Raw genomic sequence first — 11,011 nt, forward strand, 5'->3', positions numbered from 1 at the left:
GGTGTACTTACTCCAGAAATTTTTTGAACTTCATATATGCCGCGGCTATACCGACCAGGCCGATTATGGCCAGGATTACGGTCTGCATCCATAACAAGTCTAACCCAAGCCCCTTGAGATAGATGGCCCTCAGAGCCGCAACAAAGTGCCGGGCCGGAATAACGTGGGTGATAATCTGTAATAGAGCAGGCATATTCATAATAGGAAAGAGAAAACCTGATAACAGGAAGGCGGGCAGAAACGTGGTAAATATGGCTAGTTGATTGGCCATGTGTTGATTTTTGGCGATGACCGACAAGAAGAAGCCAAAGGCAATGGAACCTATCATGAATATACCGGAGATAAATACCAGCACCGCGAAACTGCCGCGCAGAGGCACATCAAAAATCAATCGGCTGGAGGCTACGGCAATAAACATATCCACCATGCCCAGGACGAAATACGGGATGAGTTTTCCCAGGATAAGCTCCAGCTTTTTTACCGGGGTCGAGATGAGACCTTCCATAGTGCCCCTCTCCCACTCACGGGCCACCGTAAGGGAAGTCAAAAGCGCCCCGATCACGGTCATAATGACCGCAATCAGGCCCGGGACTATAGAATTCTTGCTCTCCATCTCTTCGTTAAACCAGACGCGCACCCGGGCAGTGACGGGAATTTTGTCCCTCCGGATTGTGCCGTTGAATATCTCGGTAATCCCGTTGACATAGCTCAGGACGATATTGGCCGTGTTGGGGTCGCTTCCATCCAGGAGTACTTGAACCGGGACTGCCTGGCCGGCAGATAATGCCCGTGAAAACCTGGCCGGGATGACGAGGCCGAATTTAATACGACCGGCGTCCATATCCCCGATGATTTCCGGATAGTTATCCCGGTAGCTGTGTACGGAAAAATACCGGGAGTTGGCAAAGAGTTGTATGAAATCGCGGCTCCTCTGAGTTCGATCCTGATCAAAAACAGCCATAGGAACGTGTTTAATGTCAAAGGTCACCGCATACCCGAAGAGGACAATGAGCAGAACAGGCAGTAATATAACCATAGCCAGGCTGCGGGGATCACGGTATATCTGGATAAATTCTTTCAGGGTAATGGCGTAAAGACGTTTAGGCCTGAACACGACTGGATTCCTTTGCGTCTTCCTGTTCGATAAGGGTAACAAAGACATCTTCCAGAGAAGGGACTATGGCCCGTATATTCCGGACCTCTATTACATTACCGGCCAGCCTTTCCCGGATGGCAACTTGCCCGGAGACCGGCTCTTGTACTTTCACGTGAAGCGTGTTTCCAAATATGGCGGTATCAAATGGAGGAGACCCACTTTGAAGCGCCGCCAGGGCCTCCACCAAGGGATGACAGGTGACCTCCAGGATCGATTCCTTCATATGCCGGCGTTTGAGCTCCTGCGGACTGCCGAGAGCAATAAGCCGGCCGCGATATATTAAGGCCAGATGATCGCAGTACTCGGCCTCATCCATGTAATGGGTAGTGACAAAGACCGTGACCCCCTGAGAGGCCATGAGATAGATAAGATCCCAGAAACGGCGCCGGGAGAGGGGATCGACACCGGATGTAGGTTCATCCAGAAATACAATCGCCGGCTCATGGAGTATGGCGCAACCCAGGGCCAATCGCTGCTTCCATCCGGTGGCGAGTGTAGCGGTGACGCTCCCCCTCTTTTCCGATAGGCCAACAAAATCCAAAATGAAATCTGTGCGTTCCTTCATTTTTTGACCGGAGAGCCCATATACCCCGCCGAAAAATGCAATATTTTCTCCAACCCTAAGGTCATCGTAGAGAGAAAACTTCTGAGACATATAGCCGATGTGCTCTTTAATCTTTTGGGATTCCCTGACGATATCAAATCCTCCGACCATCCCCTGTCCACCTGTGGGGCTGATCAGGCCACAAAGCATGCGTATGGTAGTCGATTTCCCCGCGCCGTTTGGACCCAGAAAGCCGAATATCTCACCCTTTCTTACATTAAAGCTCACCCGATCGACGGCGGTGAAATCCCCAAATTGTTTTACGAGTTCACTTACGCTTACCGAGTATTCCGGAGTCATCCTGCCTCGCCCTTCTTCTGTTCTCGTTGCACCAGGGACATGAAAACGTCCTCTAAAGAAGGGGACACAGGGGTAAAACACTCTGCCCGTATGCCGGCCCCTTTTAATCTTTCTCTCATCACAGGTTCCCGTCTTTTAAAATCATCGAGGTGGACGTGTATGCGGTCGCCGCTCACGATAACGTCCTGAACGCCCTCCAGTTCCCGGAGTAGAGATTTGACCCGCTCGCGTTCCCCACAGACAATCTCAGCTACCTGTCCGGGAAACCGGCTCTTTACGGCGGCCGGATCCCCCTCCAGGAGCATCCGCCCATGGTAGAGAAGTCCTATGCGGTTACATCGTTCCGCCTCATCCAGGTAGGCAGTCGAGACCAGGATCGTCACCCTCTCCTTAAGCAGCCCGTAAAGGATACCCCAGAAGTCGCGCCGTGACACGGGGTCCACGCCATTGGTTGGTTCATCCAGAAGGAGCGCTTTCGGCGTATGGATGAGCGCACAGATAAGGGCCACCTTCTGCTTCATGCCGCCCGAGAGGTTTTGCACAAGGCGATTTTTAAAATCAAAAAGGTTGGACATTTTCAGCCAGCGTTCGGCGCGCTCACGCCACAACTTGCCCGGAACCTCAAAGACATCCGCATAGAAACGGATATTTTCTTCCACGGTCAGATCAGTATAAAGGGCAAAACGCTGAGGCATGTAGGATATGTTTTCCTTGATCTTTTCCCGGTCGTGAAAAAGCCTGAAACCGGTTACTGTCCCTTCCCCTTTATCCGGTTTGAGGACACCGGAAAGGAGCCGCAGTGTGGTGGTCTTGCCGGCGCCATCCGGTCCGACCAGGCCGTATATCTCTCCTTCCTTGACCTGAAGGGTGAGATTATCCACGGCCGTAACGTCTCTGAAATTCTTCGTCAGATTTTGGACATCAATGGCAAACATGGCATTAATAAGCTGAACGCTGATAGCTGAGTGCTGACGGCTCATCCGGAATTTTTGGGTTTCCGGATGAAAACTAGTTAATTTAAGGCCCTGCTTTTATCCGGCAATCTGCAATCATGCCGGGTTTTAGTTCCCGGGCCTTGTTGTCCATATCTACTTTAATCCGGTAAACAAGCGTTACCCGCTCTTTCTCTGTCTGGACAGTCTTGGGAGTGAATTCGGCCTGAGATGAGATAAAAGATACCCTGCCCTTATAGACCCTTGCGGGATAAGAATCTGTAGTCACCAGGGCCTCTTGCCCCCATTTCACCTTACCCAGGTCTTTTTCATCAATATAGGCCCGGAGCCAGACATGGTCTATGTCTCCGAGCGTAAGAACAGGCCTGCCTGAAGATAAGACTTCGCCCGGCTCCGCCGCCTTGGAAAGCACTACCCCTGGGATGGGGGCATACACAGCGGCATAACTTAAGTTGGTCTCGGCAAGTTTCAAAGAGGCCTCCACCGATGCTGCCTGGGCACGGGCGGCCTCTATGTCCTCCTTACGGGGCCCCTCTTTTACCAATGCGTAGTTTTCTCCAGCCCGTTGATAGGCCTCCTGAGCTATTTTATAGGCCGTCGCTGCGTCATCCCGTGTCTTTTTAGATGCAATCCCGGCTTCGTACAGTGGCAACACCCGGTTTAAATCCTGCTCTTTGTTTTGCATCTCGGCCTCGGCCTGCTTCAATGCGGCACCGGCCTGCCTGATTTCCTGCACCCTCGAACCTGCCAGCAGCTCCTTTAACCTGGCCTGAGCCGCGGCCAAATTGGCTCTGGCCAAATTCACCTGATGTTTAAGGTCAGCGTCATCCAGGCGGGCTATGACCTCACCTTTTTCGACCCATTGACCCTCATCAAACCTCCTCTCTATGAGCCTTCCCGGAATCTTGAAGCTTATGGCCACCTCTGTAGCCTCTATGTTGCCGGAGAGCTTGATGAATTTCCCGTCTTCTTTGTTATTGGAGTACAGAATAATGGCGGCCAGGGCGATAGCAATCCCGGCTGCCAGAACAAAAACAACACGGACTTTTTTCATCTGTAAGTACCCTCTTATCTGTCATTCCGTGCTTGACACGGAATCCAGTCTTTTAGTTTCTGGATTCCTGCTCCCTGATCGGAGTCAGGGACAAGCTTCGCAGGAATACGCATCCGTTCACCGAAAAAGGCGTTTTTGTGCTTTTCACGGACAACGGTGAACCGATAACGGTGAACGGATATATCATTTTATAGCACTTTCATGTGTCTTTTGGAATAAAATTACCCCTACATTACTATCAAAAATTATTGACTTATCTTGTGGTTGCTGATAACATTTTTTAAAATAATGCCTAAAGGGGGATGGCACCATGTGTAAAACCTGTAAGGCCCACGCCAAGCCAAAACCGAAAGCAACCGCCAAGAAGGAAGAAAAGCCCGCCAAGAAGAAAGAGAAAAAATAAGGAATATATCTGATCTGAGGGTGTGGAAAGCGGCACGGCGGGAGAGTTTGTGCCGCTTTTCGCTTTTGAAAGACGTGAATTTCTCTACCCGGCACACAACAATAGGGAGGCTCCCATGGGCAGGGAAAAATGTAATCTTGGGGATTTCAGGGAAAAGGTAGACCTGTGGCTGGACGCGCAGCACATCCGAAAAATCTCCCTGATCGGCAAGAATCGCTTATCCGTACTTTTTATGGATAATATAACGGACGAGTTTGAGCTGGAAGGATGCGGCGGCGGCGATATAGAATCTTTTTTGATGGAAATGAAAAAGAAAGGTATAATTGTAGAAAAATAATTTAGCTAGTTCCCATCCGCAACCTAAAATTTTCGGATGAGCACTAGTTATTATGGAGCGCGTAAAATGACCGATGCTGGCGATATAATGCCGGAAGGAGAAGATATCCGCAACGCAGTGAAGTGGATATCCGAATGCCGGCTGGAAAAGAAGGACATCCCGTTACACGTCTTACTGGAAGAGGCCTGTGTCAGATTCGATTTATCCCCCAAAAAGGCGGACTTTTTACGCCGTCTTATATGCGGGGAGGTATCGGAGGAGAAATAACATTTCTCTGATTCTCACCCCTTTGTGAACACATTCCGAATAATATCCCGATATCACCTCAGCATCGCTATCGTCACCCCATCCCCTCCCTCGGACAACTCCCCACTCCTGAATTGCTCAACCAGGGGATGACCGGTGAGATATTCACGCACGGCTTTCCGCAGTATACCTGTCCCCAGTCCATGAATAATGGTTACCTCTCTGCGTTCCGCCAGGGAAGCATGATTGAGAAAAGGCTCCAGTCCGGATAGGGCCTCGTCAACCCTCAAACCGATCAAGTTCAACATATCTGGAACCGTCTCTAGTGTTCCTGCTTTTTTATCAGAAGCAGCCCTTACTTCCGGGACCTTTCCTTTTTCAGCGACAATGTCCGAAACCGGTACCTCCCATTCCATCTTTCCGGCCTTCACCCGCACCCGGTTATGACTTCGGTCAACTCTCATCACCGTGGCATCATAGCCCACGGACCTGATAAATACGGTGTCTCCTTCCTTTATCTCACCGATCGATAAGGAAGGCTCTTTATCGAATTCCCGCAGCTTCTCTTCGACCTCCTGCTGTATCCTTACAACCCTCTTCACGGCCTCGCGGCCCTTCTTCTGCTTTTTCGCCTCTTCCAGGACGGCATAGATCTGCCTCTTTGTCTCCGAAATAATATCTTTGGCCTCCCGGTATGCCTTTTCCATTATCTCTGCCTTTAGCTTTTCTGCCTCGGTCAGTCTTTCATTTAAAAGCTTCTCTTTTTCTTTAGCCTCTGCCCTTTGCCGCTGTAGCTCATTAAGTCCCTCTTCATGCGCGGCCCTTTTCTCCTTCAACTCTGTAAGAAGCTTGTGGAATTCCACGTTCACATTGCCCAGCACATTTTTCGCGAAATCAAGGACGTGCGCGGGGAGACCATATCTCCTGGCTATCTCGAGGGCATGGGACTGACCTGGCTCTCCCACCTTCAACCTGTATAAAGGACTCAGCGTGGCGTGATCGAATTCCATAGAGGCATTTACCATCCCCGCTGTCCTATGGACAAAACCCACTATGTCCATGAGGTGTGTAGTAGCGAAAACAAGGGCGCCTTTGCCTTTTAGCTCTTTTAAAACAGCACAGGAAATAGCCGCTCCCTCCACCGGGTCCGTCCCGGTGCCCATCTCATCTAACAAGATGACCGTCTTTGCATCGGCCTCTTTGAGTATCTCTGCGATATGAGAGACATGAGCGGAAAAGGTGGACAGGCTGCTTTCTATGGATTGTTCATCTCCTATATCAACGAGTAGCCGGCTGACCTGGGGAAGGGTGGATGAGGAATCAGCCGGCACAGGAATGCCGGATAAGGCCATGAGGAGGAGCAGCCCCAGCGTCTTGATGGCGACGGTCTTGCCTCCGGCATTGGGGCCGGTTATGACCATCACGGTATGATCGCCATCGAGGCTGAGATCAAGGGGCACCACCTCCTCTATGCCTCTTTCTTTCTGTGACAGCATAAGGAGCGGGTGTCTTGCCCTCACCAGTTTAATTTCAGATGAACCGGTTATCCGGGGCGTTTCCATTTGCAGGTAATCAGCAAACCGGGCGATACTATCCAGGACATCGAGATAAACGATGGTCTTGTACTGCGCCTTAATTTCGTCCGCTTCTTCTCTTATCATCTTGCAGATAACTTTTAAGATGCGAATTTCTTCTGCCTTGGCCTCGGCGACAAGATTCTCCAGCTCGTTGGCAATTCCGATTATCTCTAATGGCTCTGTAAAGGCCGTCTCGCCTGATCTTGAGACATCATGGACCACGCCCGGCACCTGACCTTTGGCATCCATTCTCACCGGGATAACCCACCGGCCGGCCCTCTGAGTAATAAAGTCATCTTGTAAAAAGGGGGTCACACTCCGGTCCTTTACTGCCTCCTCCAATCTCTTTCTTATCTTTGCCTCCATGCCTCTTATTCGGCTTCGCAGATGAGAAAGGGTCGGGCTCGCGCTGTCCAGGATATTCCCTTCGCCATCGATAGACCTCCCGATAGCGGCGAGTATATCGGGGAATCCGGTTAAATGGCCGGCTAGGCTAGCCAGCCCGGGAAGGGGACCTTCCTCTGCAATCTGCGCGGATATCTCAGAAATTATCCGCAGAACAGGCACAAAGGCTATAAGTTCGCCGGGATCAAGGACAGCGCCCTCAAGCCTTGCCTGTTCAAGGGCCTGGGATATGTCCTGAAAATGAGATAACCTGAGTGGAGTACCTGCCTGGGCCAGCCCCCGAATCTCCTTGACCTGCCCGAATCTTTCTTCTATATCGCCCCGGTTACTTAGTGGGGAAATATCCAAAACAGCCTGCCGCGAGGCATCACTATGGGAAAAGCCGAAAATTGTATCCAGGATTTTGTCGAATTCCAGGATCTGAAGCGCTTCTCTGCTTATCATGAGGACTCAGGATTGATGCCGTACTTACTTTTTGTTCTTTTTCTCTTCCTTGCCTTTTGCTTCCTTATTCTCTCCTGCGCAAGGCCGCGGCCGGTCACTTGGCCTGATAGCGCCGCGATCCGCTCTGCAAGCTCACGCCGGGCCAGGAACCGGTTAATAGACTGGCTCCGGTCCTTCATGCATTTTACCTCTATTCCGGTAGGCAGGTGTTTCAAATAGACACAGGTGGAGGTCTTGTTCACCTTTTGCCCGCCTTTTCCTGATGACCGGATGAATTTCTCCTCGATATCCTTTTCCTGGATACCGAGGGCCTCCATAGTCTCCGTTAGCCACTTATTCTTCTCTTCACTTATAGCGAAAGCAGGCATTATAAAGGTCTTTGGTTATGATTCCGGATTCCCGCTGAAGTTTATCCGCCGCAGGCAAGCGGAGATGACGATTTATACGCAATTATTTATGACGTTACGTATAACCGAAATTTCTGACTCTTACTTCCTGCGGTAAACGTTCAAGCCCACCTTCTTGTCCTCAGCGCCGGGGACGCTGATGTTCCCTTCCGTGGAAGCGATAATGATGGTCTTGCCCGAGGATGACGGGCCGAATTCTTTGGATAAATCCACTGTAATGGTCAGGATATTCCCTTCAACTTTCATCTCTGCATTTTTCATGTTCTCTGCTCCCTTATGTAAAATGTAATTTGTATTTATGCTGCCCGGTAATTCTTGTTTTAATGTGTTCTAACTGTTTATAATCTCCATAATTATCGCATTCCCTCCACAATCTCCGCCCTTATCAAAGGGCGTATGGAGGAGGGGTTTTTGGTCAGCAGCGAGGATTTGGTTTAAGAGGGTAGTGAAAGTATCCGTTTGCGAATTTTTAGTCTCACCGGTTCGGGCAGTTTCAAAAATTCCTTTTCTACCTTTGAGATAATCTCAATAGAATATTTATCCATTTAATTGTCATGCTCTTTTAAAAAGTCTCTGAATGGTCTGCTCTGGCCTTTTACCCTACTTTCTGCTATGGCTATATCTATAAGATCCTCGCGGAGTTTTTTGTCCTTTAATATGGATGACAGAAAAATATCTTGCTCTTTTCGCGGCAAAGTTTTGAATGCTGCCAAAAAAACTTCTGCTGTTGCTCCTTTTGTTCTCATAACTTACTCCCTTAGTAAAATCGTACTTATTTTACGCCTTCCCCTCCACAATCGCAATCTCCCTCTCTGTCAATCCATACAATTGGTAAGGACCGTAGGGGAGGTGAATTGAAGCTCCCCGCAGCAAGCTGCGGGGAATCTCCGTATGCAAGGTAAAATGCATCGTATTCGCTTGCTATGCATGTTCAAATTGTAAGTGCACCGCCTGATGTCTGCCAGAACGCTTCAAGTGGAGACCGGTAGTTGAGGCGCTTTCTTGGTCTATGATTAAGCTTTTTTAATGCAAATGCAAGATATTCTTCAGTGATCTTTCTAAAATCTGTTCCTTTTGGACGGTACTGACGAATAGGACTATTTGTATTTTCGTTTGTCCCACGCTGCCAAACGGCATAGGGGTCCATTTCCGTCTGAGGCAAAACATCCAAGGTTTGCCGCATTTTTTTCGGAATGCGCCGAAACAACTTGGTGTCCACTTTTTGGGGTAAAGATCAGGCATAATCAACTGGGGCAACGCGTGACATGGCCCTCCGCTCGAAGAACAAGCCTCCTATCTCACTATGGGTGACGCGTCTTTGTCAAAGGGATTGGTTCTCATGGCCAGAGAAAAGAGATAAGGGTAGTTGGTTTTTAGATGTTTCATGTAGTACACCCACTGACGGCCTAAAAGGCTATAGGCCCTCTTTATGTCACCGGCGAGATGAGCATAGTCAGTATCCGGTAACCGGCTCAGGTCCTTTCGGCTTGCCAACTCTTCTTTCAAATGGAAGACGGCCCTGAGGAGTTCAGTGAATATCTCATGTTCCAACAGCACCGGATTTTCCAGCAATCGCAGCAGAAGAACGCTTTTTGCTTCGAGGAAACCCCGCAAACCTTCCAGGTCCGTTTTTGTGATATCAACCATATAGTCGTATTTCTCAACGCGCTTTTCGAGGCCGAAGAAGTCCCTGTCAGACCAATCGCTCCTTATGATAAGCTCCCTTTGCAGGATTTCCAGGTTGGGATCGGACCGGGAAAAAGAAGCCAGCAGGCCGGTTCCGACCTCGCTGAAAAACAGTCCGATCACCATGTTCAACTTTTCCATTCTGACCTGTTTTTCCCGCTTGTTCAGCAACAACTCCGTGGCGTTTGCCACTACTCCGAGGAATGTTCCAACGCCCATTACAATGAGAAGGATGGTCAGCATCTTGCCTGTCTGCGTGGCGGGGTGGATATCTCCATAACCCACCGTGGTTATCGTGACCATTGTGAAGTAAAAGGCATCTGGCAGAGAAAGCCCCTCAATGGCCATGAAGCCGGCGGTTCCCAACAGCACAATGCCCAATAGAAGGATAAGAAATATGCGTAATCGAAATCTTATGTGGTTCATATCACCGCATCGCGTGGATTTCCCTCTGTTATTTGAACAACTGTAAATAGGCAGCAAACAGATACATCTTGCCCCGCTTACCGCCGGTGATTTCTGAAATTAATAACCCCGGCTGTTATTTTAGATTATCCATAAGAACCAAAATAATACAATTCATTATTTCAGTTCTTCACGTAAACAGATCATACCAACCTCGTCTTCCCGGTCACCTCCCCAAGAAGTCTGCTCCCCACTTCTTCATCAGGAGAAGCTTGAAATTCACGGCCTAAAGGTATGCTGTTGTTAGGCGCCTGGCTCGATGTCGTCTCCACTGATAGGAGGTAACCCTCGGTTTGCAGCGTCCATAGGCTACAGGCGTCCCGATTCCAGAAAACTGAAGTACCCGCTCCGGTTGAATATGATGTGGTCCAGCAGCGCAATACCGACGACGGAGCCTGCGGCCTTGAGCTGATTGGTGATCTCAACGTCGGATGCTGATGGCTCCAAGCTGCCCGTGGGGTGATTGTGGGCAACTATGATCGCCGAAGCACGATCCGACAGCGCGTCCGCGAACACTTCGCGCGGATGAACCGGCGTCCGGTCAATCAGCCCAATGGATACGACCCGTATGTTCAGAATCTCGTTTGCCCCATTAATGCTGGCGCACAGGAAGTGCTCTTGTTTGCGGTCCGCGTAGTGCCGCACATGGGGCAGCAGGCCGGCCGGGGTCTCGATCTTCGCTCCCTCCGGCTTGATGCGCCGTCGGGTGAACTCGATGGCCGCGAGTATCAGCGTTGCCTTTGCGACACCCACACCCTCGTACTCGATGAGATCCTCGGCACGGACGTTCAGACCCTTCTCGTCGATGATCCTCGCAAGTTTGCCCGCCAGCTTCATCACATCCATACCCGGCGTGCCTTTGCCAAGCAGCACAGCGAGCAATTCCTGGTCACTCAGGGCTGCTGCCCCCTTGCGAAGGAGTTTCTCACGCGGGCGATCCTGTTCGGGGATGTCGATGATGCGCTTGCTCACGG

13 protein-coding genes are annotated in these 11,011 nt (G+C 50.2%); 2 read left to right on the forward strand and 11 right to left on the reverse strand.

Annotation, left to right across the window (positions count from 1 at the left end):
* Window positions 1-7 precede the first annotated feature (7 nt).
* Genes RDU59_00490 through RDU59_00505 form a run of 4 tightly spaced genes read right to left on the reverse strand, consistent with a single transcriptional unit; the run spans window position 8 to window position 4,067 of the window.
* Entirely contained in the window at window positions 8-1,114 is a 1,107-nt protein-coding gene (locus RDU59_00490; GenBank protein MDQ7836960.1) for an ABC transporter permease, read from the reverse strand.
* Window positions 1,101-2,060, reverse strand: a complete 960-nt coding sequence (locus RDU59_00495; protein ID MDQ7836961.1) for an ABC transporter ATP-binding protein — start codon at window positions 2,058-2,060, stop codon at window positions 1,101-1,103. Before RDU59_00495 ends, RDU59_00490 begins: the two co-directional genes overlap by 14 nt.
* A complete protein-coding gene (locus RDU59_00500; GenBank protein MDQ7836962.1) occupies window positions 2,057-3,040 on the reverse strand; it encodes an ABC transporter ATP-binding protein in 984 nt (327 codons plus the stop codon). The genes RDU59_00495 and RDU59_00500 overlap by 4 nt, the downstream gene beginning before the upstream one ends.
* Window positions 3,041-3,077: 37 nt before the next feature.
* Entirely contained in the window at window positions 3,078-4,067 is a 990-nt protein-coding gene (locus RDU59_00505; protein ID MDQ7836963.1) for an efflux RND transporter periplasmic adaptor subunit, read from the reverse strand.
* Between the two features lie 518 nt (window positions 4,068-4,585).
* Here RDU59_00505 and RDU59_00510 point away from each other — a divergent pair.
* Window positions 4,586-4,807 carry a hypothetical protein gene (locus RDU59_00510; protein ID MDQ7836964.1) on the forward strand — a complete coding sequence of 74 codons (222 nt, stop codon included), beginning with the start codon at window positions 4,586-4,588 and terminating at the stop codon, window positions 4,805-4,807.
* A gap of 66 nt (window positions 4,808-4,873) precedes the next feature.
* Complete coding sequence (locus RDU59_00515) at window positions 4,874-5,074, forward strand: hypothetical protein (protein ID MDQ7836965.1); 201 nt, start codon at window positions 4,874-4,876, stop codon at window positions 5,072-5,074.
* Between the two features lie 53 nt (window positions 5,075-5,127).
* On the opposite strand, the gene RDU59_00520 is transcribed toward RDU59_00515, so the two are convergent.
* The 7 genes from RDU59_00520 to radC all read right to left on the reverse strand — a co-directional run bounded on the left by RDU59_00520 (window position 5,128) and on the right by radC (window position 11,009).
* Window positions 5,128-7,479, reverse strand: a complete 2,352-nt coding sequence (locus tag RDU59_00520; GenBank protein MDQ7836966.1) for an endonuclease MutS2 — start codon at window positions 7,477-7,479, stop codon at window positions 5,128-5,130.
* A complete protein-coding gene (locus RDU59_00525; protein MDQ7836967.1) occupies window positions 7,476-7,847 on the reverse strand; it encodes a peptide chain release factor-like protein in 372 nt (123 codons plus the stop codon). The genes RDU59_00520 and RDU59_00525 overlap by 4 nt, the downstream gene beginning before the upstream one ends.
* 120 nt (window positions 7,848-7,967) lie before the next feature.
* Complete coding sequence (locus tag RDU59_00530; protein ID MDQ7836968.1) at window positions 7,968-8,147, reverse strand: hypothetical protein; 180 nt, start codon at window positions 8,145-8,147, stop codon at window positions 7,968-7,970.
* Window positions 8,148-8,431: 284 nt separating this feature from the next.
* A complete protein-coding gene (locus RDU59_00535) occupies window positions 8,432-8,632 on the reverse strand; it encodes a hypothetical protein (GenBank protein ID MDQ7836969.1) in 201 nt (66 codons plus the stop codon).
* A 185-nt stretch (window positions 8,633-8,817) separates the two neighbouring features.
* Entirely contained in the window at window positions 8,818-9,093 is a 276-nt protein-coding gene (locus RDU59_00540; GenBank protein ID MDQ7836970.1) for a hypothetical protein, read from the reverse strand.
* Between the two features lie 86 nt (window positions 9,094-9,179).
* On the reverse strand, window positions 9,180-9,998 hold the full coding sequence (locus RDU59_00545) for a potassium channel family protein (GenBank protein MDQ7836971.1): 819 nt from the start codon (window positions 9,996-9,998) through the stop codon (window positions 9,180-9,182).
* A 348-nt stretch (window positions 9,999-10,346) separates the two neighbouring features.
* On the reverse strand, window positions 10,347-11,009 hold the full coding sequence (gene radC, locus RDU59_00550; GenBank protein ID MDQ7836972.1) for a DNA repair protein RadC: 663 nt from the start codon (window positions 11,007-11,009) through the stop codon (window positions 10,347-10,349).
* Between the last annotated feature and the right edge of the window lie 2 nt (window positions 11,010-11,011).

The sequence above is a fragment of the Thermodesulfobacteriota bacterium genome (assembly GCA_031082315.1).
Classification (GTDB): Bacteria; Desulfobacterota; QYQD01; order QYQD01; family QYQD01; genus QYQD01.

Excerpts from the sequence above, each read along its gene's own strand:
- RDU59_00535 (MDQ7836969.1), bottom strand. The coding sequence starts at position 8,632 with ATGAGAACAAAAGGAGCAACAGCAGAAGTTTTTTTGGCAGCATTCAAA.
- RDU59_00500 (MDQ7836962.1), bottom strand. The coding sequence starts at position 3,040 with ATGAGCCGTCAGCACTCAGCTATCAGCGTTCAGCTTATTAATGCCATG.
- RDU59_00505 (MDQ7836963.1), bottom strand. The coding sequence starts at position 4,067 with ATGAAAAAAGTCCGTGTTGTTTTTGTTCTGGCAGCCGGGATTGCTATC.
- RDU59_00495 (MDQ7836961.1), bottom strand. The coding sequence starts at position 2,060 with ATGACTCCGGAATACTCGGTAAGCGTAAGTGAACTCGTAAAACAATTT.
- RDU59_00530 (MDQ7836968.1), bottom strand. The coding sequence starts at position 8,147 with ATGAAAAATGCAGAGATGAAAGTTGAAGGGAATATCCTGACCATTACA.
- RDU59_00510 (MDQ7836964.1), top strand. The coding sequence starts at position 4,586 with ATGGGCAGGGAAAAATGTAATCTTGGGGATTTCAGGGAAAAGGTAGAC.
- RDU59_00520 (MDQ7836966.1), bottom strand. The coding sequence starts at position 7,479 with ATGATAAGCAGAGAAGCGCTTCAGATCCTGGAATTCGACAAAATCCTG.
- RDU59_00525 (MDQ7836967.1), bottom strand. The coding sequence starts at position 7,847 with ATGCCTGCTTTCGCTATAAGTGAAGAGAAGAATAAGTGGCTAACGGAG.
- RDU59_00545 (MDQ7836971.1), bottom strand. The coding sequence starts at position 9,998 with ATGAACCACATAAGATTTCGATTACGCATATTTCTTATCCTTCTATTG.
- RDU59_00515 (MDQ7836965.1), top strand. The coding sequence starts at position 4,874 with ATGACCGATGCTGGCGATATAATGCCGGAAGGAGAAGATATCCGCAAC.